Source organism: Alkalihalobacillus sp. BA299 (assembly GCF_017745675.1).
Taxonomy (GTDB): domain Bacteria; phylum Bacillota; class Bacilli; order Bacillales; family Bacillaceae_F; genus Alkalihalobacterium.
In genome coordinates this window covers 149,369-174,108 of sequence record NZ_JAFLJM010000010.1, presented here as the reverse complement: position 1 = coordinate 174,108, position 24,740 = coordinate 149,369, and the positions used below count along the sequence as shown (strand labels likewise).

The following is a 24,740-nucleotide window of genomic DNA, read 5'->3' as shown; positions in this document are numbered from 1 at the left end:
GAAATGGATGATCAATTGTTTCGTATGAGTATCTCTAAGTTAGCCCCCTTAGTACAAAACAAAATGATATCACCTGTTGAGTTGACCCAATCCGTTTTAAGCCAGGCCAAAAAGTATAATCCCCAAATTAATGCCTATGTTGACATCACCGAAGAAAATGCATTAGCGACAGCTAGGATTGCTGAGGATGAAATTAGTCAAGGAGGATACCGAGGGAAACTGCATGGGATCCCTCTTGCCCTCAAAGATATTCTTTATTTTAAAGATGAAAAAACGTCAATAGGTTCTAAAATTCATCAAAACTTCCGATCAACAGAAGATGCGACAGTTGTCTCTAAATTAAAAGAGGCAGGCGCTATTTTCACTGGAAAGCTGAATATGCATGAATACGCATGGGGAGGGACAACGAATAATCCTCATTTTGGACCGTGCAGAAATCCTTGGGACCTTGAAAGAATTCCAGGAGGATCTAGCGGTGGATCAGGAGCTGCTGTCATTGCAGATATGACGATTGGTTCGTTAGGAACGGATACTGGTGGTTCTGTCCGAGGGCCTGCTGCTCTATGTGGAATTGTTGGATTAAAACCAACTCATGGTCTTGTGAGCAAATATGGTTGCTTTCCTCTAGCATGGTCATTAGATCATATTGGACCGATGACCAAAACAGTCGAAGATAACGCAATAATGCTAGAGTATATTGCTGGTCAAGACGACAAGGATATTACAACTCAGTATACACACTCGATTGAATACTCCAAATGGTTAACTGGAGATATCAAAGGAAAAGTAATTGGAATCGAAGAAGATTACTTTTTTAATAATATAGAAAGTGGTGTAGAGAATGTTGTCAGAGAAGGCATTAAAAAATTAGAACAACTTGGTGCGAAGATCGAAATTGTCAAATTACCTTCCTTACAATATACCGTCTTTGCTGAAATGACCACCATTATTACCGAAGCAACAACCATTCATCAAAAGAATATTAAGATGCGTCCAGAAGATTTTGGTGCAGATGTCCAGTGCCTTTTGAAACTAGGGGAAGTACCTTCTGCAGTAGATTACTTACAAGCTCAACAAATTAGAACGATCATGAAACGAGAGTTTTCGAGCGTATTTGAAAAAGTAGATGTACTAGTTTCTCCACAGCTTCCGTTTACAGCTCCAAAAATCGGAGATGATAATGTCGTTGGAGAATCTGTTCGTTTAATGGCTCCTGCTAATTTGACAGGTTTACCTGCAATTTCGGTTCCTTGCGGGTTTAGCGAAGGGCTTCCAGTTGGTATGCAAATAATTGGGCCGGGATTTAGTGAAACTTTGATTTTAAACATTGCTTATGCGTTTGAAAAAACCAATCCGCTTCAAGGGAAAAAACCTAACCTAAATAAAGTATTAATTTAATCTAACATTTCTATATTAACCTATCAATCTAAGGAAATGATTAAAAGTGAAACAGGTTTTCTTTAGAAATAATGGAAGGAATGATGGAATGGAACAACCGCTTTTCCAGAAAACGATTGCTGAATTAGCCCCCTTGATCAAATCTAAAGAAATCTCACCAGTTGATATAACAAAATCAGTATTAAACCAGGCTAAGGATTACAATGCTCAAATTAATGCTTTTATTAGTATTGATGAGGAAAAAGCATTAAAAGCAGCTAAGCAAGCAGAAGCTGAAATCAGCCAAGGAATTTACAAAGGAACCTTGCACGGAATTCCACTAGCGCTTAAAGATATCCTTCACTTTGAAAACGAGCGAGTTACATTCGGTTCAAAAATTCATCAAAGTTTTATTTCTAGCGAGGATGCTACTGTCGTATCAAAGTTAAAAAAGGCAGGAATAACATTTACTGGAAAACTTAATTTGCATGAATATGCATACGGACCTACAAACAACAATCCCCATTATGGACCTTGTCGGAACCCATGGAATATCGAAAAAATTCCTGGAGGGTCTAGTGGGGGCTCTGCCGCCGTAGTCGCAGCAGATTTAACGATTGCATCTCTTGGTACAGATACGGCTGGTTCTGTTCGAATTCCTGCTTCAGCATGCGGAATTGTTGGGTTAAAGCCTACACATGGACGAGTGAGCAAATATGGATGCTTCCTGTTATCTTGGTCGTTAGATCATATCGGTCCTATGACAAAAACAGTGGAAGACACTGCTGTATTGCTAGAATATATTGCTGGGTATGATGAAAAAGATCCTACTACAATTGATAAGCCAGTTGAAAACTATGCTTCTTCCTTAACGGGTGACATTAAGGGAAAAGTCATTGGAATTGAGGAAGATTACTTTTTCAATACGGTTGACAGCAATGTAAAACAGCTTGTTGAAGCTGCCATACTGCAGCTAGAATCTCTAGGAGCGAAAGTGGAACTGGTGAAAATTCCATCATTAAAATATTCAGAATATACAGAATACATTACATTTATGGCAGAGTCAGCGACAATCCACCGAAACAACTTTATGAATCAGCTGGATCAATATGGTTCAGATGTTCAACATTTATTGAAATTTAGCAACATCCCATCAGCTGTAGATTATCTTCAAGGCCAGCAAGTTCGTACGATGATGATCAAAGAATTTGCAACGGTTTTTAGTCAGGTAGATGTGTTGATATCTCCAACTTTACCAGCCCTGCCACCTACGATTGGAGATGAGATGGTTACTATTGATGGAAAAGAATATCCAGCATTAGCTAGTTTAATCCGTTTAACAAGCCCAGGAAACTTAGTAGGAATTCCCGCAGTCTCAATTCCATGTGGGTTTAGCGACGGTCTTCCAGTAGGCTTGCAAATAATGGGAGCTGCTTTCCAAGAAAAAGAAGTGTTAAATTTCGCTTACGCTTTTGAGAAGTCCAACCCGCAGTTTACGAGGAAGCCAAATTTAAAAGAGTTATTAACAAATTAACAGTAGCAATGAAATAAATTATAAAAAGAGGAGTGTTTTCATATGACAATGTATGATCTATTAACAGCAAAAGGAATTGAAGTTACGGAAGAGGAAAGTTTAGCACTTCAAGCTCAATGGGATGCGATTCAAGCGTTAAAACAGGATTTAGAGGATGTCCTCCAAAATGACTTAGATATTGCCCTTTGCCATGCTCCAAAGGAGGGGAAATAATATGAGTGAACTTGCTAAAAAAACGATTGCTGAATTAGCTCCCTTAGTGAAATCTAAGAAACTATCACCTGTTGAAATCACGGAATCAGTTTTAAAAAGAACGAAAGAATATAACCCAACCATCAATGCCTACATTGACATTAATGAGGAAACAGCTCTTCGGGCTGCCAGGGCAGCGGAGGCTGAAATCAGTGCTGGAGATTACAAGGGGATTTTGCATGGAATTCCATTAGCGTTAAAAGACATTCTTAATTTTAAAGGGGAAACAGTTACTTACGGATCAAAAATTCATAAAGAATCTGTTCCAGATTTTGATGCAACAGTTGTAGTAAAGCTAAAAGAAGCGGGATCGGTTTTTACAGGAAAATTAAATATGCATGAATATGCATGGGGGGCGACAACAGACAACCCACATTTTGGGGCTTGTCGTAACCCTTGGGATCTTAAAAGAAATCCAATGGGTTCAAGTGGAGGATCTGGTGCAGCTGTTGCAGCAGATATGACGATTGCTTCGTTAGGTACCGACACGGGTGGCTCGATTCGGATGCCAGCAGCAGCGTGTGGTATTGTGGGTTTAAAGCCTACGCACGGTCGTGTTAGTAAGTATGGATGTTTCCCTTTATCTTGGAGCTTAGACCATATTGGTCCAATGACCAAAACAGTCGAAGATTCTGCAATTCTTCTTGAGTATATTGCAGGCTATGATGAAAAAGATCCTACAACCATTGAGAAACCAATTGAGACATTTTCTAGTTATCTAACAGGTGATATTAAAGGAAAAGTCATCGGTGTAATTGAAGATTATTTCTTCCAAGATATTGACAAAGGCATTGAAAAAACAGTTAGAGATGCGATCAAGCAGCTTGAAAGCTTGGGTGCAACCGTTGAAGTAATCAAAGTGCCATCTCTTAAATATGCGATGTACGCAGAGTATATTACTATTCTAGCAGAATCAACAACCATTCATGATCGTAACATTAAAAATCGCCCGAATGATTTCGGTGAGGATGTAAGACTGAACCTGAAATTAGGTATGGTTCCAAGTGGTGTTGATTATCTCCAAGCACAACAAATTAGAAGAATGATTGATATCGAATTCTTAAAAGCGTTTGAAAAAGTCGATGTCATCATTGGACCATCTTTACCTGTTGCTCCTCCTACCATTGGAAACGACACAACTAGTCAAGGTGTTCGTTTGTCTTGCCCTGCCAACCTTACAGGACTTCCGTCTATTTCGGTTCCTTGTGGTATAAGTGAAGGGTTGCCAGTAGGAATGCAAATCATCGGGCCGGCCTTTAAAGAAGGAGAGATCCTTAATTTCGCTTATGCCTTAGAGAAAACAAATCCTTTAAATGGACAAAAACCATCGTTTGAAGAGGAATTAAATAAAAGCGTAATTTAATGAAACTAGGTTATGGGAAATCATCAAAAATTGAGAAAACAGGCAGTAGCTTGTTTCTCAATTTTTATCTATCTACGTTTTCTTAGGAGGAACGATCGTGGAGACAAAAGATATAAAAGTGGTAGCAACTTTTGCGAACCTACCTTTATCAAAAGATCGACTAGAAGTCATAAAACCAGAATTAAAAAGCTGAATAGAGGCTGCAAATCAGTTAAGTGCGAAAATGAGTAAACCACAATCTCGAGAGTTAATGCAACCGTTGTTAGTCGTTTAAAAAGTAGTGGTGCCAATATTATTGGAAAAACAAATCTTCATGAATTCGCTTGGGGAGGTACCTTGTGGATTTGATGATAACAATTTGCCAATTGGGAATGCAGATTATTGGAAAGCCATTTGATGAAGTCACATTATTTAGGGTAGGACAAGCCTTTCAAAGAGATAACGAACTTCCATGAAAAATCACCTAATACTAAAAGATCTCTTGTCTAGGATCGAATACGTCAGATGAAACGAAAAAGAAGAAGATAAGAGTTATCAAAAAGCCGTACAAAAGAAATGATTATTAAATAATCATAATAGCATAATGGATTGACAAAGAGCGTTCCTATTTTTAGGAACGCTCTTTGTCTGCTGTCTATCGTAAAAAATATAATTTGTTTAAAGGCAAATCACTAATAGGCTCTGCTTTAATAGGAACTCCGTCAATAAATACTTTATATGTTTCAGGATCAACCTTAATGTTGGGACAGTAGTCGTTTCGAACCATATCCTTTTTGGTGATGTTTCTAGTGTTTTTTACCGGCAATAATTTTTGTGCAGAATTTGGAACTTTTTCTTTCAGGCCTTTCTCTAATGCTAATTTATTTGTAAATACATATGAAAGTCGATTTGGGTTGCTTCCAAATGCACCAAACTGAGGTCGATAAGTAATAGGCTCGCATGTCATTACTGAAGCGTTAGGTTCTCCCATAGCGGACCATACAACGAAACCGGATTTAATGATTCGCTCAGGCTTCGCACCAAAAAAATCATGCTTCCATAACACAATGTCAGCGATTTTTCCTGGTTTTAGTGATCCAACATAATCCTGAATTCCAAGTGCAATCGCTGGATTGGTCGTATATTTTGCTAAATATCTAAGAACACGTTTATTATCATTATACTCTGAATCACCTTCTAGAGGGCCACGTTGCAACTTCATTTTGGCAGCTAGCTGCCAAGTTCGTGAAATCGTTTCTCCGACACGACCCATCCCTTGTGAGTCAGAACTCATCATACTAATTGCTCCTAGGTCATGTAAGATATCTTCGGCTCCAATCGTTTCGTAGCGAACACGAGAGTCAGCGAAGGATACATCTTCAGGGATCAGTGGGTTTAAATGATGGGCAACCATAATCATATCTAAATGTTCATCTACTGTGTTGACAGTAAAAGGATTTGTTGGATTAGTAGAAGAAGGAAGAATCCAAGGGTACGAAACTGACTTTAATATATCTGGTGCATGTCCACCACCGGCTCCTTCTACATGGTAAGCGTGTATAGTTCGCTGCTTAATGGCATCTAAAGTATCATCTACAAAGCCTGATTCATTTAACGTATCCGTGTGAATTTGTACTTGAACGTCAAACTGATCAGCAACAGATAGGCAATTATCGATAACGGAAGGGGTCGCTCCCCAGTCCTCGTGAATCTTAAGTCCAATGACCCCAGCCTCAATCTGCTCAATGACAGCTTCTTTTTTACTTAAAGTTCCTTTTCCGATAATGCCAACATTGACCGGAAACGACTCAAATGCTTCAATCATTCGTTGTACATTAAATTCACCAGCAGCGTCAATAGCTAATGTTACGGCACCGCTCCCTCCACCTATCATCGTTGTAAGACCACTACTAAGTGACTCTCCGACAAGATCGGTTGAAATAAAATGAATATGAGTATCAATTCCGCCGGCTGTAGCAATCATACCGGGAGAAGCTGAGATTATGTCAGTACCTGGGCCAATGATAAGACCAGGTGTTATATCCATTATTTCAGGGTTCCCTGCTTTTCCGATCCCGACGATTTTACCGTCTTTTATACCGATATCACCTTTGATAACACCTAGTTCAGGGTCCATAATAATCACATTCGTTATTGCAAAATCAAGCGTTTCACTTTTGCTAGAAGTGTTTGATAACCCCATTCCATCTCGAATGGTTTTTCCGCCCCCAACAACTGCTTCATCTCCGTAAGATTCTGAGTTATAATCTTTTTCGATTTCAATCCATAAATTTGTATCAGCTAAACTAACCTTGTCACCAACTGTTGGACCATAAATTTCGCCATAGTTTCTTCTACTATATTTCATTATCATCCACCTCACCTGAAAATAAAAATCCCCGTTCACGTGCTTTTTTAATTGCTTCTTGTTTGACCAGTTCATCTCCAACGTTACCCATCGTTAACCCATTAAAGCCAATGATATTTTTATTGCCACTATACTCCACTAAAGAAACAATGGTTTCATCTCCTGGCTCAAATCGAACAGCTGTACCAGATAATATATCTAAATGCATACCAAAAGCCTTTTCTCTATCAAACTTAAGTACTTTGTTAGCCTCAAAGAAATGATAATGAGAGCCAATTTGAATAGGACGATCACCACAATGAACAACTTTTAGCTTTATTCTTTTTGAACGTTTATGGATCGTGATGTCTTCCTCTTTAAAAATAATGGATCCAACTTCGAGCCCTTTAAAATTCAAGAGAATCACTCCTAGCTATTTGAGAGTTATATACGGTTCATTTTCAAGCTCAGACCGGGTCGAACACGTAATAGGGTCATAAACAGTAATTAATTTTGCACCATCGTCGAAAACTCCTTCAACTTGAATGATAGGGATTAGCTTAGGGACTCCAGTCATAACGTCTTCTTTTGTAAGAATCCTTCTTCCTAAAGCAATGACATCTGATAGGCTTTTATTTCCATAACGGGCCTGTTCTAAGAGCTCGTCACAAATAATAGCAATCGTTTCAGGGTGATTTAATTTAATGCCGTCCTTAAATTTTCTTCTTGCAAATTCGGCTGCTACAAAAAGTGTTAATCTTTCATTTTCCCTCGGGGTTAAATGCATGGCTTACCCTCCAAATCTGAATATAATCTATGACATACATAATCTTGAAAATAATGTCTCGTGTTTCATTGAAGCTAGCTGAAGTCCGGGGCTAAAAGTGGAAATGTCGTCTAAGGTAAGAGATTCATAGTCAAATTCTTGATCTGTCATATCCTCTCGAATCACAGCTAACACTCTTTGAGCTTCTGTTTGTCCTAATGGGATAATCCGGCTAGATACATAAACAAGATTTGAAAGAGAAGAGTATAGATATGTGTAGATGGCTTCCTCCAAAGATAAATCTAAAATTGAGGTGATCGCTCCATAGATAACGGGATAATGACTTATTTTTAAAGCTTTTAATTTGTTTAACGCTACTACTGCTTCTCCTGAATATAATGGAATAACACCGTATAAAAGTGAACGACCTGTTTTTATGCTAGCTGCTGTTAACTCATCTTCAATTTTAAAAGCTGAATAATATTGATCTAAATAGGAGAGCTTTTCCCACATGTTATTACATGTGGCGTAATAAGCTTCTTTTATGAAAATAACATCCGAGTATTTCATCGTTTTTAATTGAACATGTAAAATTTTTCCGAGATCTTTTCCAGTCTTTATGGTGGAGGATTGGATATAGGTTTCAAGTCCATATGAATGATTAAAACCACCTGTTGGAAAAGTTCCACCTGATAATTGTAGCCAAGTTAATAAGTTAGAAATCTGTTTATTTGCGAATATAAGGCAACCTCTCCTTTAACAACTTTGGCCGAACATGCTGCCATATTAATTTAAACAAAGCTTTAATAGAATAGTGGTTGTTAGAAAGTGCTTTTATGACAATAACACCACTATGATGAAGGCTGCTTGCTATATGTGCATTTTCATGAGAGTTTTCTAAGGAGCTGCGAATAGTTTCTAACAATGCACGATCATTTTGAGGAGAGTATAAATATAGACTTCCATAGTGGCTATAATTCTCCATAAAACCTAAACCTTTATAATTCTCTTTTTGCGGGTCCATATTAAATCTCTCAAACAATAAAATGTTTCCCTTCATTCTTATTTCAAAATGACTGGTGAGGTTTTTGAAATTAAGAACCTCGCCATAATTTTTCCGTCCCATAAAAAGAATCTCAGATGCGGCGATACAGGAATGTTCATGTAAATCAATGATCGTACTCGTCTTTAATGAGCTATCTTTATATAATGTGATTTCTTCGGGGAAGTATTCTAAACTTGCACCTTCTTTAATAAGAAAATAATTGTTGATCGTAGCGAAACCTTCTTCCATTGGATGGATTTTCGTAGCTGAATTATTCGTTATGTATAAATGTGAATCTTTTTCTACTCTGATATCAAAATCAAGTGTATCATTTGAAAGCATACCTCCAGAAATATCCATTATATATAGATAAGCGGTACCGATATCATCTAGATAGAATGGCCTCATTACTTTGACAGGTGAAGAAAAATTGAGGTTGGATAAAATGCTTTTTTCTTCACTAAGTTTGACAGTTAGATTAAGTCTTCCTAACAATACGAAACCTCCAGGATACTTATTTTTTGAAAACAAATTTCTCTATTAAAAAAGTGATAGTAAATGCCTTTTCGTGTTTATGAGTAATTAAAGTATTTACTCTTCTTTAAATATTTCAATTTCTATTAATTTAATCATATGAGATTAGGGATGATATTCAAGGGGTTTGTAAGGATACCTCCTAATAATTTCACATAGGTCTTGCTAACTATAAATAACTTTTATTTATAAAATATTGATATTATAGTATTATTATTTTATTTGATAATTAAAACTTTTATAGGATGAATCAGATGCGAAGTGGCACGAAAAATGATAATCTTATTCATATGGTTTGAATTGAACTGATTAATTTCTGATAGATAAAAGTGTGCCTTGAAATCATAGATTAGTAGGAAGAAAGGAATTTTTTTATGGCATTTACAGAAGAAAAAGATGGTATTTTTCCAGCAGTTTGTCCGCTTGATTGTCCTGATCAATGTGGGCTTCTGTTACACAAAAAAGATGGAAAAATTATCAAAGTTGCTGGGAATCCTGATCATCCCGTAACACAAGGGAATATTTGTAATAAAGTTCGGCATATGACAGATCGTATCTATGATAAAAATCGTCTCCAATATCCACTAAAACGTGTCGGACGTAAAGGAGAAGGAAAATTTGAGCGAATCAGTTGGGATGAGGCAATTCAGACGATCAAAGACCGATGGACAGATCTTATAGAACAGACTGGGCCAGAAAGTATTCTTCCTTATGGTTTTTATGGCAATATGGGGAGACTTAGTGCAGAAGGTATGGATCGTCGATTTTTCAATCGATTGGGGACGAGTATTCAAGATCAAACGATTTGTTCGGCAGCTGGATCAAAAGGCTACTACTACACAATGGGTGGGAGCTTTGGTACAGACCCCGAAGAGACCGTACATTCGAAATTATTCATTTTCTGGGGTGTGAACGCAGTAAGTACGAATATGCATCAAGTGGCTTTAGCCCAAAAAGCGAGAAAAAACGGAGCAGAAATCGTGGTCATTGACGTTCATAAAAATCAAACGGGTCGCTTAGCAGACTGGTTTATTCCCATTTTACCAGGAACCGATGGTGCTCTTGCGCTTGGGATCATGCATATATTATTTGCAGAGAACATGGCAGACAATGAATTCCTAAAGGAGTATACGGTTGGACATGATGCATTGCGTCAGCATGTTATTCAATATGATCCAGCGACCGTAGCTGGAATTACAGGTGTTCCTGTAGAAGACATTTACCGCTTAGCTCGTATGTATGGGCAGACGTCTCCTTCGTTTATTCGAATCGGGAATGGATTGCAGCATCATGATAACGGGGGCATGGCGGTACGAACGATTTCCTGTCTTCCAGCACTTACAGGTCAATGGAAGGTAAAAGGAGGCGGCGCAATTAAAGGCAATAGTAGTTTCCTAAGCCACAATGTAAATGCTTTGCAACGCCCTGATTTAAGGAAAAATAGAAACTCACGTGTTATCAATATGAATCTCATTGGTCAAGCGTTACTAGATAAACGTGAGCCGATTAGGTCAATCTATGTGTATAATAGTAATCCGGCGATAGTTGCCCCTGAAGGAAATAAAGTCCGAAAAGGGTTTGAAAGAGATGATTTGTTTACCGTTGTCCATGATTTATTTTTAACAGAGACGGCGATGTATGCAGATCTTGTCCTCCCAGCAACATCATCCTTCGAGAATACGGATTTTTATACGTCTTATTGGCATCACTACATGCAAATTCAACAGCCAGTTATCGAACCATTTGGGGAAAGTAAGTCAAATCCTGATGTTTTCAGACTGTTGGCGAAAGCTTTCGGTTTCCAAGAAGAAGCATTTGAACAAACCGATGAACAATTAATTCAGCAGTCGATTACAGATGTGAACAACCCATATTTAAAAGATGTAAGCTATGAAACTTTCGTTGAAAAGCAATTTATAAAGGCTGATAGAAGCATTGGGCTTCTAGATAACTTACCAACACCTAGTGGAAAAATTGAGCTTTACTCTGAGCAAATGGAACGAGATGGGTTTCCACCGCTTCCTACGTATACGCCGATTATTCACGATGGGGATTTCCCATTTTTGTTTATTCCGGCGCCGAATCATAACTTTTTGAATTCAACCTTTTCGAATAATGAAAAGCATATTACGTTAGAAAAATTCCCGCGACTGCATATGAATGAAGCGGATGCAGCAAAACGTTCGATTGAAAACGGTGATACAGTCCGAGTTTGGAATGGACGCGGCGAATGTGAGCTCGTTGCAGCGGTAGGAGAAAATGTTCTGCCTGGTGTCGTCGTCAGTCAAGGTCTTTGGGCGGATATGCCACATACTAAAAGCTTCGTTAATTCACTTGCCCCTGACCGAGTAGCTGATATGGGCGGCGGTGCAACGTTCTTTTCTGGCAGAGTAGATGTTGAAAAATTAAAGTAAGACTGCTTGGCGGGTTAAGAAATAATGAAAGATACAGCGATAAGGCTTTTTCATCCTATCCTTTACCTGAAAATAGGGTGAAATCTAAAATTATAAAAATCATGGGTGACTCATAAGGATAGAAGTACGTCTCACTAACTTTCATATATTGATCGTTAAGGTACGAGACGTATACCTTTAGAGCCACCCAATTTTTTATGTTTATGTTAATGTAGTGATTGAATATCTATATATATTGATCGATATTTGTTACATTAATTCTGTTCTTAATTCTACTTCAATATTGCCTCCTGTAGCTTTAGAGTATGGGCAAACCCCGTGTGCCTTTTTAACTAACTCCTCAGCTTCTTCTAATGAAACGCCATTAATTAATACAGTAAGTACTGACGCTAATTTAAATCCACCGTCTGCAGGATCTTTACCAATACTAACTTCAGCGACTACTTTTGAATCGATTTTCTTTCTTAATTGTCTAGCCACTAAATTTAAGGCGCTATCAAAACAAGCAGCATAACCAGCGGCAAATAATTCTTCTGGATTTGTTGCATTTTCCTTTCCGTCTCCACCTAGAGCCTTAGGCATCGATAACGCTAAATCTAGAGCTCCGTTACTACTTTCTATTTTCCCACTTCTACCTCCACCAGCTGTTACTTTAGCAGTATAAAAAATATGCATGAAAAGTCACTCCTTTAATTTCACTATTATAATTGTGCGCAATTTAATTTTACAAAACTATAATAACGTGCATTATTAAAATAGTCAACAATTAAATTTCGTGCAATTTAATTTTGTCTAGGATAAATTTTGTTGTAAAATATGAGCAAGGAAAAGATAGAAAGGGAATGAACGATGGATAATATGAAGCTAAAATTAGAAAATCAAATTTGTTTTAAAATTTATACTGCTGAACGACAGATTACCAAGCTTTATAGAGAGCTGCTTGATGAATTGGAAGTCACCTATCCACAATACTTAGTTTTATTAGTATTATGGGAGGAAGAGTCGATGACGGTAAAAGCACTAGGAGAAAGATTGTTTTTAGATTCAGGGACACTAACTCCAATGTTAAAACGGATGGAAGCAAATGAGATCATCGTCCGTCGTAGGTCACTGGAGGATGAAAGAAGTGTTATCATTTCACTAACAGAAAAAGGGACAAAATTAAAAGAAAAAGCAGACTGTATCCCCACACAACTAATAGAAAATCTTTCGATGAGCAAAGATGAATTGAAAATATTAAATCAAACATTAAATATTATCTTGGATAGAATTCAGTCAAAAGGGCAAACTTAAGGCAATAGTGTCTAATAAGAAAGGAATGTAGAAATGGATAAAGAAGAAATCTTACATAAGATTGCAAATGTGAAAAATGGTAAGTCAGAGAGCGAAATCTTTAATATCGTTAGACCTCCTGAAGACTTTGGCGATGCTGTAGAATTATATTACAACGATCAAGAGGGACGCTTCAAAGCGGTAGTCTTTGACCCGCAAACAAGTACTGTTTTTAGTGAAGAAATGATTGAAAAGGAAGAAGATGTGAGCTCTTTTATTACGAAAACAGTGAAATGAAATATATGAATACTAATAAGGTGTTTCTCCAATGGGAAGAAGTACCTTATTTTGATTCTGAGACAGATTTAGGGGAATACTGTATCTATTTAGCGTTAATAAAACTCCTGATTTTCCCAATGGATTGGAAATCGTGAACTGATAATAGAATTTGACCGATCTCTACATAAGTCCTCTATTAATTCAAAAAATAAACCATTGTTTAAATTGCTGGAAATTGGTATGATTAATTTGACAACATGTAAGTGTTTACATAATGGTGAGTGACCTTACGATTTTCACCATACAGAGGAGTGAATATTATGAGCCGTCCGTTTCTAAATGAAGATCATGAAATGTATAGGAAGTCACTTAGAAAGTATATTGAAAAAGAAGTTCTTCCGTACTATGAGCAGTGGGAAGAGGACAAACAAGTTCCACGCTCGTTCTGGAAGCAACTTGGTGAGCAAGGATTTATATGTCCGTGGGTCGATGAAAAGTATGGAGGTATGTATGCTGATTTTGGGTATTCTGTCGTTCTTGCTGAAGAACTTGAAAAGGTGTGTACTGGAATTAGTGGTCCGTCCCTTCATGCAGATATTATCGTTCCATACATCGATTCGTTTGGATCTGAAGAACAAAAACAAAAATGGTTACCGCGATGCGTAACAGGAGACATCATATCATCCGTTGCGATGACTGAACCAGGAACAGGATCTGACCTTGCAGCGATTAAAACAACAGCGGTGAGAGATGGAGATCATTATATTATTAACGGAGAAAAGACATTCATTTCTAATGGATATACGACTAATTTTGTCGTTGTTGTTTGTAAGACCGACCCTAAAGCAACTCCAGCTCATAAAGGAATAAGTTTAATTGTTATAGATGCGGTTGATCAAGAAGTTCCAGGGTTTAAGAAAGGAAAAAAGCTGAAAAAAATCGGGCAGAATGCAGCTGATACAGCAGAATTGATATTTGAAGATGTGAGAGTTCCTGTCGAGAACCTTCTCGGTGAAGAAGGGAAAGGGTTTTATTATTTAATGGAAAAATTGCAGCAAGAACGATTAATGGTTGCGATTGGGTCGATGACAGCTGCAGAGAGAATGCTAGAAATTACAATTGATTACGTAAAGCAAAGAAAAGCCTTTGGAAAATCAATAAGTCAATTTCAACATACACAATTTGAAATTGCAGAAATGACAACTGAAATACAAATTGGGCGGACATTTGTTGATGATCTTATCGTCAAACATATGGCTGGGGAAAACGTAGTCAATGAAGTTTCCATGGCCAAGTGGTGGGTGACAGATATGGCGAAGAAGGTTGCCTCCCGTTGTATGCAGCTTCACGGTGGATACGGGTATATGGAAGAATACGAGATTGCGAGAAGATATCGTGATATACCGATTTCAAGCATTTATGCAGGAACTAATGAAATTATGAAAATTATTATCGCCAAAAATCTCGGACTGTAATGATTATGTTGAAAAAGGTATTAACTGATACTATGCTGTCAGGAGAAAGAATTTAGCTTGTGGAGCTAGAGTCATCATTCATTCCACCAATATAATAATAGATTTGAAATAGGTAGCAGTTATTCTGTTCACTTGGAATCTTTTAGTAATATAGTATAGGAAAATAAAGGATAAAAAATAAAAAAACTCTTTAAATAATGATTGTTAACTCCAGTAAAGGATATTTTAATGGAAAATTCCAAAAAAAATGACACCGTTTTCAAGGATTTTTAAAAAGTGTAAAGAATTATTAAAGAGAACGGACAATCGATTAATCATTATAGTAAAAAAGAGGTGGGGAACATGGTCAGTAAAAACAGACAAATTTTATTAGCAAAAAGACCTCAGGGTATGCCCGATGAATCAACGTATAATTTTATCGAAACGGACATACCTGAACTAAATTCGAATGAGGTGCTCGTACAGGCTCAGTATTTATCTGTAGATCCTTATATGCGAGGAAGAATGAGTGATGCGAAGTCTTATGTAACGCCCTTTGAACTGAATGAACCATTAAAAGGTGGAGTTGTCGGTACGGTTATTGAATCTATGCACCCAAAGTTTCAACAAGGAGACACAGTAACAGGCCTACTAGATTGGGCGGACTATACCGCTATTGATGGCAGTCAATTACGCAAAATTAATCCAGACAAAGCTCCAATCACAACGGCACTTCATGTGAGCGGAATGCCGGGATTAACGGCGTATTTCGGCTTACTAGACATCGGTCAACCGAAAGAAGGGGAAACGGTTGTTGTTTCAGGTGCCGCTGGTGCTGTTGGGATGGTTGTTGGACAAATTGCTAAAATTAAAGGTTGTCGTGTAGTTGGGATTGCTGGTTCTGAAGAGAAGAATCGCTATTTGGTCAATGAATTAGGTTATGACGCAACAATTAACTACAAAACGACAGATAATATTCGCCAAGCATTAAAGGAAGCTTGCCCAAATGGAATAGATGTCTACTTCGATAATGTCGGAGGTGAAATTTCCGATGCCGTATTTTCACTGTTAAACTTCCATGCTCGTGTCGCCCTTTGTGGTCAAATTGCCCACTATAACGATACAGAAGTTGAGATGGGACCGCGGTTTTTAACGACTTTTCTAAAACATAGTGTATTATTAAAAGGGTTTATCGTGTCGAATTATACGAATCGATATGAAGAAGGAGTCCGTGATTTATCAAAGTGGCTCAGTGAAGGGAAGCTCAAGTACAAAGAAAATATCGTTGAAGGATTAGAAAATGCACCAGATGCTTTCCTTGGATTGTTCCGCGGAGATAATCTCGGAAAACAACTCGTCAAGATCCGATAAAAGAGTAAACATACTAACCGTTCATTATATGCAATTAAAAGAATAGTAAAAATTTATAAAGTGAGGTTGATTGATATGTCTAATCAAATCCCTGTTAATATTTCAGAGCAGCTTGAAATTCCTGTCATTGCTGCACCGATGTTTTTAGTCTCTAGCCCGCAAATGGTTGTGGAAGGATGTAAAGCTGGTATCGTCGGTACGTTCCCACTTTTAAATGCACGTACAGTTGATATATTAGAAGAATGGATGAGAGAAATAACCGAAGGGCTTGAAAAAGCAAGAAACGCAGAACCTAATCGTAAAATCGCTCCTTGGGGTGTAAATTTAATCATTCATAAATCGAATAAACGATTTGAAGTCGATTTAGAGCTATTAAAGAAATATCAACCACCGATTGTCATCACATCTTTAGGGAACCCGTCGGCGGTCGTTGAGGTCGTACACGAGTACGGTGGCCTTGTCTTTTCCGATGTCATCTCTACGAAGCATGCAAAAAAAGCAGCTGATTGTGGAGTGGATGGTCTTATTCTCGTATGTAACGGAGCGGGGGGACACGGGGGAACAATTAACCCTGTTGCTTTTATCGCAGAGGTGAAACAATTCTGGAATGGTATTACGATTTTAGCCGGTTGTTTATCGAGTGGAAGAGATGTACTTGCAGCGCAAGTGCTTGGTGCTGATTTTGCATATATGGGAACTCGTTTTATCGCAACAACTGAAGCAATCGCAAATGAAGAGTATAAATCGATGCTAGTAGAATCAGATGTCGATGACATTATATATACAGATGCGATTAGTGGTGTAAATGCGAACTTCCTTATTCCGAGTCTCGAGAAGGCTGGATTCGACTTAGAAAATTTGCAAAAACCAGACACGATTGATGTGACTCACGATCAAAACGAAGCCAAAGCATGGAAGGATGTATGGTCTGCTGGGCAAGGGGTTGGTGCGATTAAAAAAGTTCAGCCAATTGCCGATGTCGTAGGTGAGCTAAAAGAAGAATATCAACAAGCAGTTCAACTTGTAAGTAGCCAATCGACTACTTCAAAGGTTTAATCATAGATTTCATTTTTTAAAATGACATATCTTACTAAGTGCCAGGAAAAAGAGGTTCGCTTATTTTGGCACTTAGTTTTTTATTCTGAAATCTCTTCAAAGTTTTTACTACAAATCATCCGGTGTCCGATTAAATATAAAACAATGTAAATAGTAAAGGAATAAAATTCGTTCCAATTTATCGCATTATAAAATCCAAGCCACTTAAATAATGGTTCACCGATAAAAGCACAAATTATCGAAAAAAGGAAAGCTTTAAGAAGTGGATGGACGTTTGGCTTAATTTGGACTATAAATAGAAATAGTACAGGGAGTAGACTTAAATCCCATGGCATGAAGGATGGGAGGAATGGGATCACTTCATACCGATAGTCCCATAAGTTTAATTCTGAACCGAGTGAGTCCAGAAACATGGATATGCTTATGATAAAAAACCCCCCTAATAATAACCGGTTAGTACTTTTTTTCTGTCTAAATTTATACCAAAACAACCACGGGAGGGTCGAAAGCACAACACAAAGCCACCATTGCCAGGATAAAAATACATATTCAAGCCAAATCGCGTGATCTATTTGATTTGCAGAGACTAATAATTGATAAGCATCATTAATTTTTTGACTTACTTTTTCAGGGATGATCAATGGCTCCATTCCTTTATTTTGTAATTTGCTCCTCTCCAAAGTATTTTTGGTTGCTGACATTTTTATACTTGAAACGCAGCTGTTGTGGTAAGAACAATGAAGTCTTATATTAATTCATGAATAATGATATGATATGAGTATCGTCAATTTGAGTGATTAACAAAGCTTGAGCAAGGAGGAGCATTAATGGCACAACAAAAATGTGATAACTGCGGTCAAGTTATTACGAAAAAAGAAATTCAACATTCATTATTAAAAGGGTACCGTCCAATCACATGCAATAATTGTGGGACAGTCCATCAAATAAAGGAAATATCTAAACTAATCATTGCGATGTTAGTGACCTTCCCAGTTGTTTTACTCGTATTATTATTATCAACTGCTATAGGATTATCGGGCATTCAAACGTTTGTTGTAGGGTTAATAATTCTTGCTATAACTATCGTTTCATTACCATTTATTGCAAAATATGAGTTAGCTAAAAATCATGAATTGTAAGTACTTAATTTAATAACGTTAATAAGAAATGATTCTGACATATGGTGCAGAATCATTTTTTTATGAATACTAGGCCTTAAAAAGCAAATAGTATTCGTTGGTAATAAAATACATAATTATCCATTTTTGTAAAATATCCCCGATACATTTCTTTTTCCTTATTCTAAATATTTCTTAGACTTGGCATAAATTAATTCTTTGATGCTTGTCAAGATACAAAAGGTAATGTGATCCTAATAAATTCCAAATAGATAGACAAAAAATATAGAAGGATATATCTACACACGAAATAAATTCAGAATATTTTAAATTTAATATTGCCATTATTTTTCTGTCATTGTATAATAAAACAAACGGTGGTTTGAATTATTGGTAGTGCCTTTTTAAAATTAAGGTTACCTCCAAATTGAAAGGTTAGCATATGTAGGTGCTTTTAAAAAGGTAAATAGTATGTTACGAAGTGTAAGCGTTTACCAGTATAGGGGATTGTTTAATTTTAGTTATTAAAGGTAATTAAAGCAATCTGTTAGTAAATGAGAAGGCTTTTAGATATAAAAGGTAAAGAAAAATTTATTTGTGCTGAATACACAGGATTTACAAAAGGAAATTCAACTTTATTAAAAGCGGCTTGCTAAAAGAAAATATAATATTTTTGGACAATAATGTAGGCGGTGATGACATGAATCGGATTTGTGAAGTATTAGACATAGAAGTCCCAATTATTGAAGGGGGACTCGCTTATGTAGGAAACGGCTTGCTGGCAGCAGCTGTATCAAACGGTGGGGGATTCGGTCAAATTGGTTCTGCTGGACGGACTCCCGAAAATTTTGAGGATGAAATACTAATAGCTTGTGAAGCGACAAAAAATCCGTTTGGCGTAAATATCCCCATAAGTCAGCATACCGATTTTACCCCATATTTAGAAAGGATCAAGAAACATAAGGATAAAATTAAAGCCGTCAGTTTAGGTGCTGGTAATCCAAAGGAACTAATTCCATTTATTAAAGAAAATGGTTTGAAGGCACTAGTATTAACTTCAACTGCGTTTCACTCTGCAAAAGCAGAAAACCTTGGTGCGGATATTATTATTTGCGAAGGGTATGAAGCAGGAGGAAGTAATGGTCCTTCTGAATTAACTACGTTTACACTTGTTCCCCAAGTGAAACGAGTAGTTTCTATACCAGTAGTAGCTGCAGGTGGAATTGTTGACGGTAGAAGTATGGCTGCTGCAATGATATTAGGTGCTGATGGAATTCAAATGGGAACGAGATTTGTAGCTACGAAAGAGTGTGAAGCTCACGATCATTTTAAAGCAGCCATACTAGAGGCCAAAGATGATTCCACTACAATTATGACCCGTATGTTAAAAGGTCCACTACGAGTTTTAAAAAATGAATACGCAAAACAAGTTCAGGTAACAGAAAAAAATCATCCAACATTAGAGCATATTTTACCGATGGTTCGCGGAACTTATAACAAACTTTCGATGTTTGACGGAGATATTCAAGGTGGCTTTATGAGTTGTGGCCAAGTAGCTAGTTTAATAAATGATTTAGGAAGTGCAGAGACGGTTGTTCAACAGATTTCAAACGAGGCACGTCAATTGTTTCGAACAAGTGATACATTAGGTTTTTAATACATTAATTGAGTAGAAAAGTTAACATGTAGAGTACTCGTAAATTACATACCATGAGCCTTAGAGTAAGGTATAGTACTGTCAATTTATAAAAATAAATGATATTATCAGAATACTAATAATTATTAAATTATTAATTAATGGTAAGTAAATGTACCAACATTACTCAGAGAGCCTACTATATAATAAAACATTGAACCTACTGTTAAGAAAGGGATGTTACTATTGAAATTTGACGATATTAATACTCATTTAACTTATCGGACTGAAACCTATGAAATAACAAAGGAAGATATCTTTAAGTTTGCTAATGAATATGATCCTCAATACATGCATGTCGACGAAGAAAAAGCAAAACAAAGTATGTTCGGAGGTGTTATTGCATCCGGTCTTCATTCGTTAAGTATATCTTGGAAACTTTGGGTGGATATGGGTATTATTGGGGATGACATTATTGGTGGAGCAGGAATGAATTATGTTAAATTTGTAAAACCAGTTTACCCTGAAGATCGTCTAACAGTAGAGGTGAAAATGATTGATAAAAAGGAACATCCAAAGTATTTAGATAGAGGTTTTGTCACGACATTATTAAGAACGCTCAATCAAGACAATGAGCTAGTACTAGAAATAGAGATGGTTGGGTTAGTAAAAAGATAGTATTCATTTTGCATTGAAGTATTTAGAAAATCAAAATGGATGGAGGTTAGATAAAATTGAAATATCAAGTACTAAAAGAGGATTTTTCATGGGAAAAAGTAGTGAAAACCTTCGATTGGAATGTAAATGAGAAGTTTAACATGGCTAACGAATGTTGTGATCGGTGGGCGGAAGATCCAAATCGTATTGCAATTTTATGGGAAGATGAGTTAGGAAATAAAGATACATGGACATATCGAAGAATGAAAGAAGAGTCTAACCGGATGGCCAACGCCTTAGTTTCGCTAGGTGTTAATAAAGGGGACCGAGTAGCAGGTCTTCTTGGTAAAGATATGGAGTTAATTATTACCGTTTTAGCTACATGGAAAATTGGAGCAGTTTATGTCCCTTTATTTACTGCTTTTGGTCCAGAAGCGATCAAGTACCGATTAAATGATGCTGGATGTAAAATTTTAGTTACAAATGAGGAGCAGGAGCAAAAATTTGCAGGGCTTGAAATTCCAAGTCAAATTATTTTGACAGACGGGTTATCCAGCAATGGTTTGTCATTTTGGGACTTTATTCAGACATTTTCACCTGAATATACTATTGAGCCAACAGATGTAATGGACCCATGTGTTATTCAATATACATCTGGTTCGACAGGGATGCCCAAAGGCGCATTATGGGCTCACAAATTGCTCATTAGCTCTTATCCGTATGTGAAGTATGCAATTGGAGTAGAGGAAGAAGACACTTTTTTTGGTGGGGCTGATTTAGGCTGGGCATTTGGACTCGTCAATTGTACATTTGTTCCATTAAGTTTTGGTACTACGATCCTTGTCTATAAAGGCCCATTCAAAGTTAAAAAAACATATCAATTATTAGAAGAATATAAGGTTACAAATTTTGCATACGCACCGACTGCCTACCGAATGATGATGGCAGCTGGATCTGAATTGGTTAAACAACATACGTTCAAAGTGAAAAAGTTCAGTAGTGCAGGTGAACCATTAAATGCTGAAGTGGTCCGATTTTTTAAAGAAAATTTTGGAAGGGCAATTTATGACCACTATGGTGCAACTGAAACAGGTATGATCGTGAATAATTTTAATGTTACTGATATGGTTGTAAAACCTGGTTCAATGGGACTGCCGACTCCAGGCTATAATATTACATTATTAGATGAGAATGGCAATTCTGTAAATAGTGGCGAGGTTGGTCAAATTGTAATAGATACTACTGCCTTTCCTTACTTTTTCCTTGGCTATTGGAACGATCCAAAGAAGACAGCGGAAAAAATTCGGGGTAAATGGTTTTGGTCAGGAGACCTAGCTTTACAAGATGAGGACGGATACTTTTGGTTTCAAGGTCGATCTGATGACATTATTTCTAGTGCAGGATATAGAATTGGTCCTTTTGAAGTCGAGAGTAGTTTAATTGAACATCCTGCTGTGTCTGAAGCTGCTGTTGTTGGAAAACCAGATGAATCTAAAGGTGAAATTGTCAAAGCATATGTGGTATTAAGCTCAACGTATCAGTCATCAGATGAATTAGCACAAGAGTTAAGTGCTTTTGTAAAGGCGAAATTATCAAAACATCAATATCCAAGAGAAGTAGAGTTCGTAGATAGCCTACCTAAGACACAGAGCGGAAAAATTCAGCGATTCCTTTTAAGGAAAAGCATGCAAGTCAGTGAATAGAACTGTGTTGGGTGAATAAAAGAGTAACTGCAAAATATATGCGTCTACACCATTTACAAGTGGTAGAAGAGTTCCCAAGGACTGCTTCAAAAAAATATGAAAACGTAAAAAGAGAGAAGTGCTTCAAAATTCATAGTCTAATAACATCCTCACTCAAACATATAGTTGGAAGTGGGGATGTTTTTTTACAAGTGAGAGGAGGAAATAAATGAGTAAAATCATTCATGAAAGAAATGTTGAAGCTGTTATGCGGGACGGGACTAAATTATACGCGGATGTTTACCGACCGGAGCGAGAGGGAACATTTCCGGTGTTGTTACAACGAATCCCGTATAATAAAGAATTTTTAATGCTTTCCACGCTGGTGTTGGATCCAATAGCTGCTGCTCATAAAGGCTATGTCGTTATTATTCAAGATGTCCGTGGAAGGTTTGAATCAGAGGGTGCCCCTTTTTATATTTATAAAAATGAATTTCATGATGGCTATGATACGGTGGAATGGGCAGCGAACTTACCTTATTCTGATGGAAATGTCGGGATGTACGGCTTGTCCTATATGGGAATGACCCAATTTCAAGCTGCCGTCATGCGGCCCCCGAGCTTAAAGGCGATATTTCCGATTACATGGGGAACCGATGTATTTATGTACCGAGGAGGGGCTCTTGAACTTGGCTTGTTACAGTCTTGGAGTTTAGCGACAATCGGACCGAATGCAGTAGTGAAAGCGAAGCGGGGGAAAGAAGACTTTATCCAAGAATTTATGGCTCTTATTCATGCGATCGATCATATTGAGGAATCGGCGTTCAATAAATTACCGATTAAAGAAAGTGAGTGGTTCCAGCTCGGGGAAGGTTATGCTACATTTGTTCATGATATTTTAAATCACGACACATATGACGAATACCATCAGGCTATTAGTGTAAAGGAAAAATCTGCAGCATTCGATGTACCTGCATTTTGTATCGCGGGCTGGTACGATTGTTTATTAGGGCAAGATCTAGAGCATTATGAAACCTTAAAAGAAAAGAAGAATATAAAATTAATGATCGGTCCATGGTCACACGGAAGCTTTCTCCCAGCTGTGGGCGAACGGAATTTTGGCTTGAGCGCCTCCAGCTTGCTCCTCGATTTAAAAACTGATTTAACGAGCTTACAGTTAAAATGGTTTGATTATTGGTTGAAAGGTATCGATAATGAAATAGCTCAAGAGTCGCCTGTCAAACTATTTGTTATGGGTGAAAATAAGTGGCGAAATGAACAGGAATGGCCATTAGAACGAACGCTGTACACTTCGTTTTATTTTCATAGTAACGGGAATGCGAATACAAAAACAGGAGATGGAAGCTTGTCAACTAAGCGACCAAGTGGAGAAATGTACGACAGTTATGTCTATGATCCGACCGATCCTGTGCCGACTGTTGGCGGTAATCATTTATTACCGATGCATTATCCAAGAGGACCTGTCGATCAGAACCGTGTTGAATCTCGTGAAGATGTGTTAGTTTACACGAGTGATGTATTGGAAGAAGACCTAGAAGTAACCGGACCTATCAAGGTGGTTGTATACGCATCAAGTACTGCTTGTGATACTGATTTTACCGCAAAACTAGCAGATGTTCATCCTGACGATAAAGCCTATAACATTGCAGATGGCATTATCCGGGCTAGCTATAGACATAAAAATAGGTCGGAGCCTTCACTTATTCAACCAAACAAAGTATACTGCTATGAAATCGACTTATGGGCGACTAGTAATCTATTCAAAAAAGGACATCGAATACGAGTAGAGCTATCAAGCAGTAACTTTCCGCGTTTCGATCGAAATTTAAATACTGGAAAATCAGGAAGTAACAGTAAGGAATTACTTTCCGCGACCCAACGTGTCTTCCATAGTGAAGAGTATCCTTCACATATCGTTTTACCCATCATACCAAGGTAAGGTACTGGTCATCAAATGGAAATAAATCACCTCGGACAATAAATCGCAAGTTAGACCGATAATCAAAACTCGGGGTACAAATCCCCTGTCAACTCAGGATTTCAATCGGCATCTATAATAAAAAAAGCAGCACAGGTTGTAAAAATACAACCTGTGCTGCTCTTTTTTCGGGAAAAGTTCACGGAATTTAAGGGGAACACAATGATTATTATCCTTTTGGTAATAACATTCTTAAATAATCTCTATTAATTAATATATCGTCAAGTGTATATTGATCGAGTACGTTTAAATATGCTTTTAAGGCTTCGTTTAGTACATTTTTTAAACGACAACCTGAACTTATAATGCAGTGGTTTTCTTCCTCATTAAAACATTCGACAATTTGTAAATCCTCTGTTTGCCTTACAACTTTCCCAATGTTGATTTCTTTCGGAGATTTAGCTAGTTTTATGCCACCATTACGACCTCTAATGGTTTCAATTAATCCTAGTTTGCCTAATTCAAAAACAATTTTACTGAGATGGTTATTTGAAAGTCCATATGCCGAGGAAATTTCTCTAATACTTGATAGCTTATTCTCGGGCTGAGTCCCTAAATAGAGAAGGACACGAAGAGAATAATCGGTATATGATGTTAACTGCATA

The 24,740-nt window shown here is 37.3% G+C and carries 24 protein-coding genes; 16 read left to right on the top strand and 8 right to left on the bottom strand.

Annotated elements, in window-relative coordinates:
* Positions 1 to 3 precede the first annotated feature (3 nt).
* The 5 genes from J0N78_RS14675 (at position 4) to J0N78_RS26530 (ending at position 4,874) form a co-directional block, all read left to right on the top strand.
* Positions 4 to 1,398: an amidase gene (locus J0N78_RS14675; RefSeq protein ID WP_209123854.1), complete on the top strand. Its 1,395-nt coding sequence runs from the start codon at positions 4 to 6 to the stop codon at positions 1,396 to 1,398.
* An 88-nt stretch (positions 1,399 to 1,486) separates the two neighbouring features.
* Positions 1,487 to 2,911: an amidase gene (locus J0N78_RS14670; RefSeq protein WP_209123853.1), complete on the top strand. Its 1,425-nt coding sequence runs from the start codon at positions 1,487 to 1,489 to the stop codon at positions 2,909 to 2,911.
* 42 nt (positions 2,912 to 2,953) lie between these two features.
* Complete coding sequence (locus J0N78_RS14665) at positions 2,954 to 3,124, top strand: hypothetical protein (RefSeq protein ID WP_209123852.1); 171 nt, start codon at positions 2,954 to 2,956, stop codon at positions 3,122 to 3,124.
* Between the two features lies 1 nt (position 3,125).
* Positions 3,126 to 4,526, top strand: coding sequence for an amidase (locus J0N78_RS14660; protein ID WP_209123851.1), 1,401 nt, complete (start codon positions 3,126 to 3,128; stop codon positions 4,524 to 4,526).
* 237 nt (positions 4,527 to 4,763) lie between these two features.
* Positions 4,764 to 4,874: an amidase family protein gene (locus J0N78_RS26530; protein WP_209123887.1), complete on the top strand. Its 111-nt coding sequence runs from the start codon at positions 4,764 to 4,766 to the stop codon at positions 4,872 to 4,874.
* A gap of 286 nt (positions 4,875 to 5,160) precedes the next feature.
* On the opposite strand, the gene ureC is transcribed toward J0N78_RS26530, so the two are convergent.
* The 5 genes from ureC to J0N78_RS14630 form a co-directional block, all read right to left on the bottom strand.
* Complete coding sequence (gene ureC, locus J0N78_RS14650) at positions 5,161 to 6,879, bottom strand: urease subunit alpha (protein ID WP_247747330.1); 1,719 nt, start codon at positions 6,877 to 6,879, stop codon at positions 5,161 to 5,163.
* The gene (gene ureB, locus J0N78_RS14645; RefSeq protein ID WP_374193916.1) at positions 6,863 to 7,219 is read right to left on the bottom strand and encodes an urease subunit beta; all 357 of its coding nucleotides are present in this window, start codon (positions 7,217 to 7,219) and stop codon (positions 6,863 to 6,865) included. The genes ureC and ureB overlap by 17 nt, the downstream gene beginning before the upstream one ends.
* Before the next feature lie 66 nt (positions 7,220 to 7,285).
* A complete protein-coding gene (ureA, locus tag J0N78_RS14640; protein ID WP_209123850.1) occupies positions 7,286 to 7,639 on the bottom strand; it encodes an urease subunit gamma in 354 nt (117 codons plus the stop codon).
* A gap of 27 nt (positions 7,640 to 7,666) precedes the next feature.
* A complete protein-coding gene (locus J0N78_RS14635) occupies positions 7,667 to 8,239 on the bottom strand; it encodes an urease accessory protein UreF (protein ID WP_307794949.1) in 573 nt (190 codons plus the stop codon).
* 106 nt (positions 8,240 to 8,345) lie between these two features.
* Positions 8,346 to 9,158 carry an urease accessory protein UreD gene (locus J0N78_RS14630; RefSeq protein ID WP_209123849.1) on the bottom strand — a complete coding sequence of 271 codons (813 nt, stop codon included), beginning with the start codon at positions 9,156 to 9,158 and terminating at the stop codon, positions 8,346 to 8,348.
* Positions 9,159 to 9,571: 413 nt separating this feature from the next.
* Between J0N78_RS14630 and J0N78_RS14625 the strand changes: the two genes are divergently transcribed.
* Positions 9,572 to 11,611 carry a molybdopterin-containing oxidoreductase family protein gene (locus J0N78_RS14625; protein ID WP_209123848.1) on the top strand — a complete coding sequence of 680 codons (2,040 nt, stop codon included), beginning with the start codon at positions 9,572 to 9,574 and terminating at the stop codon, positions 11,609 to 11,611.
* A gap of 249 nt (positions 11,612 to 11,860) precedes the next feature.
* Here the strand turns inward: J0N78_RS14625 and J0N78_RS14620 are convergent, their stop codons facing one another.
* Entirely contained in the window at positions 11,861 to 12,286 is a 426-nt protein-coding gene (locus J0N78_RS14620; RefSeq protein WP_209123847.1) for an organic hydroperoxide resistance protein, read from the bottom strand.
* 174 nt (positions 12,287 to 12,460) lie between these two features.
* Here J0N78_RS14620 and J0N78_RS14615 point away from each other — a divergent pair, with 174 nt between their 5' ends.
* The 5 genes from J0N78_RS14615 (at position 12,461) to J0N78_RS14595 (ending at position 17,043) form a co-directional block, all read left to right on the top strand.
* Positions 12,461 to 12,904, top strand: a complete 444-nt coding sequence (locus J0N78_RS14615; protein WP_209123846.1) for a MarR family winged helix-turn-helix transcriptional regulator — start codon at positions 12,461 to 12,463, stop codon at positions 12,902 to 12,904.
* Positions 12,905 to 12,937: 33 nt separating this feature from the next.
* Complete coding sequence (locus J0N78_RS14610; protein ID WP_209123845.1) at positions 12,938 to 13,180, top strand: hypothetical protein; 243 nt, start codon at positions 12,938 to 12,940, stop codon at positions 13,178 to 13,180.
* A 302-nt stretch (positions 13,181 to 13,482) separates the two neighbouring features.
* Positions 13,483 to 14,637 carry an acyl-CoA dehydrogenase family protein gene (locus J0N78_RS14605; protein ID WP_209123844.1) on the top strand — a complete coding sequence of 385 codons (1,155 nt, stop codon included), beginning with the start codon at positions 13,483 to 13,485 and terminating at the stop codon, positions 14,635 to 14,637.
* 342 nt (positions 14,638 to 14,979) lie between these two features.
* Entirely contained in the window at positions 14,980 to 15,987 is a 1,008-nt protein-coding gene (locus J0N78_RS14600) for an NADP-dependent oxidoreductase (RefSeq protein ID WP_209123843.1), read from the top strand.
* A 75-nt stretch (positions 15,988 to 16,062) separates the two neighbouring features.
* A complete protein-coding gene (locus tag J0N78_RS14595) occupies positions 16,063 to 17,043 on the top strand; it encodes an NAD(P)H-dependent flavin oxidoreductase (RefSeq protein ID WP_209123842.1) in 981 nt (326 codons plus the stop codon).
* 80 nt (positions 17,044 to 17,123) lie between these two features.
* On the opposite strand, the gene J0N78_RS14590 is transcribed toward J0N78_RS14595, so the two are convergent.
* Positions 17,124 to 17,684 (bottom strand): CBO0543 family protein, encoded by a 561-nt coding sequence (locus J0N78_RS14590; protein WP_209123841.1) that lies wholly within the window; start codon positions 17,682 to 17,684, stop codon positions 17,124 to 17,126.
* Between the two features lie 186 nt (positions 17,685 to 17,870).
* Between J0N78_RS14590 and J0N78_RS14585 the strand changes: the two genes are divergently transcribed.
* The 5 genes from J0N78_RS14585 to J0N78_RS14565 all read left to right on the top strand — a co-directional run bounded on the left by J0N78_RS14585 (position 17,871) and on the right by J0N78_RS14565 (position 24,096).
* Complete coding sequence (locus J0N78_RS14585; RefSeq protein ID WP_209123840.1) at positions 17,871 to 18,182, top strand: TIGR04104 family putative zinc finger protein; 312 nt, start codon at positions 17,871 to 17,873, stop codon at positions 18,180 to 18,182.
* Positions 18,183 to 18,861: 679 nt separating this feature from the next.
* Entirely contained in the window at positions 18,862 to 19,818 is a 957-nt protein-coding gene (locus J0N78_RS14580) for an NAD(P)H-dependent flavin oxidoreductase (RefSeq protein WP_209123839.1), read from the top strand.
* Between the two features lie 225 nt (positions 19,819 to 20,043).
* The gene (locus J0N78_RS14575) at positions 20,044 to 20,475 is read left to right on the top strand and encodes a MaoC/PaaZ C-terminal domain-containing protein (protein ID WP_247747327.1); all 432 of its coding nucleotides are present in this window, start codon (positions 20,044 to 20,046) and stop codon (positions 20,473 to 20,475) included.
* Between the two features lie 56 nt (positions 20,476 to 20,531).
* Positions 20,532 to 22,157 carry an acetate--CoA ligase gene (locus J0N78_RS14570; RefSeq protein ID WP_247747326.1) on the top strand — a complete coding sequence of 542 codons (1,626 nt, stop codon included), beginning with the start codon at positions 20,532 to 20,534 and terminating at the stop codon, positions 22,155 to 22,157.
* Positions 22,158 to 22,365: 208 nt separating this feature from the next.
* Positions 22,366 to 24,096 (top strand): CocE/NonD family hydrolase, encoded by a 1,731-nt coding sequence (locus J0N78_RS14565; RefSeq protein ID WP_209123837.1) that lies wholly within the window; start codon positions 22,366 to 22,368, stop codon positions 24,094 to 24,096.
* A 208-nt stretch (positions 24,097 to 24,304) separates the two neighbouring features.
* Here J0N78_RS14565 and J0N78_RS14560 read toward each other — a convergent pair whose 3' ends face one another.
* Positions 24,305 to 24,739 carry an Rrf2 family transcriptional regulator gene (locus J0N78_RS14560; RefSeq protein WP_209123836.1) on the bottom strand — a complete coding sequence of 145 codons (435 nt, stop codon included), beginning with the start codon at positions 24,737 to 24,739 and terminating at the stop codon, positions 24,305 to 24,307.
* Between the last annotated feature and the right edge of the window lies 1 nt (position 24,740).

Coding starts and splice junctions, on each gene's coding strand:
- J0N78_RS14670 (WP_209123853.1), top strand. CDS start 1,487: ATGGAACAACCGCTTTTCCAGAAAACGATTGCTGAATTAGCCCCCTTG.
- J0N78_RS14625 (WP_209123848.1), top strand. CDS start 9,572: ATGGCATTTACAGAAGAAAAAGATGGTATTTTTCCAGCAGTTTGTCCG.
- J0N78_RS14675 (WP_209123854.1), top strand. CDS start 4: ATGGATGATCAATTGTTTCGTATGAGTATCTCTAAGTTAGCCCCCTTA.
- ureC (WP_247747330.1), bottom strand. CDS start 6,879: ATGATAATGAAATATAGTAGAAGAAACTATGGCGAAATTTATGGTCCA.
- J0N78_RS14660 (WP_209123851.1), top strand. CDS start 3,126: ATGAGTGAACTTGCTAAAAAAACGATTGCTGAATTAGCTCCCTTAGTG.
- J0N78_RS14580 (WP_209123839.1), top strand. CDS start 18,862: ATGAATCGGATTTGTGAAGTATTAGACATAGAAGTCCCAATTATTGAA.
- J0N78_RS14615 (WP_209123846.1), top strand. CDS start 12,461: ATGGATAATATGAAGCTAAAATTAGAAAATCAAATTTGTTTTAAAATT.
- ureA (WP_209123850.1), bottom strand. CDS start 7,639: ATGCATTTAACCCCGAGGGAAAATGAAAGATTAACACTTTTTGTAGCA.
- J0N78_RS14595 (WP_209123842.1), top strand. CDS start 16,063: ATGTCTAATCAAATCCCTGTTAATATTTCAGAGCAGCTTGAAATTCCT.
- J0N78_RS14600 (WP_209123843.1), top strand. CDS start 14,980: ATGGTCAGTAAAAACAGACAAATTTTATTAGCAAAAAGACCTCAGGGT.
- J0N78_RS14665 (WP_209123852.1), top strand. CDS start 2,954: ATGACAATGTATGATCTATTAACAGCAAAAGGAATTGAAGTTACGGAA.
- J0N78_RS14585 (WP_209123840.1), top strand. CDS start 17,871: ATGGCACAACAAAAATGTGATAACTGCGGTCAAGTTATTACGAAAAAA.
- J0N78_RS14610 (WP_209123845.1), top strand. CDS start 12,938: ATGGATAAAGAAGAAATCTTACATAAGATTGCAAATGTGAAAAATGGT.
- J0N78_RS14620 (WP_209123847.1), bottom strand. CDS start 12,286: ATGCATATTTTTTATACTGCTAAAGTAACAGCTGGTGGAGGTAGAAGT.
- J0N78_RS14560 (WP_209123836.1), bottom strand. CDS start 24,739: ATGCAGTTAACATCATATACCGATTATTCTCTTCGTGTCCTTCTCTAT.
- J0N78_RS14605 (WP_209123844.1), top strand. CDS start 13,483: ATGAGCCGTCCGTTTCTAAATGAAGATCATGAAATGTATAGGAAGTCA.
- J0N78_RS14565 (WP_209123837.1), top strand. CDS start 22,366: ATGAGTAAAATCATTCATGAAAGAAATGTTGAAGCTGTTATGCGGGAC.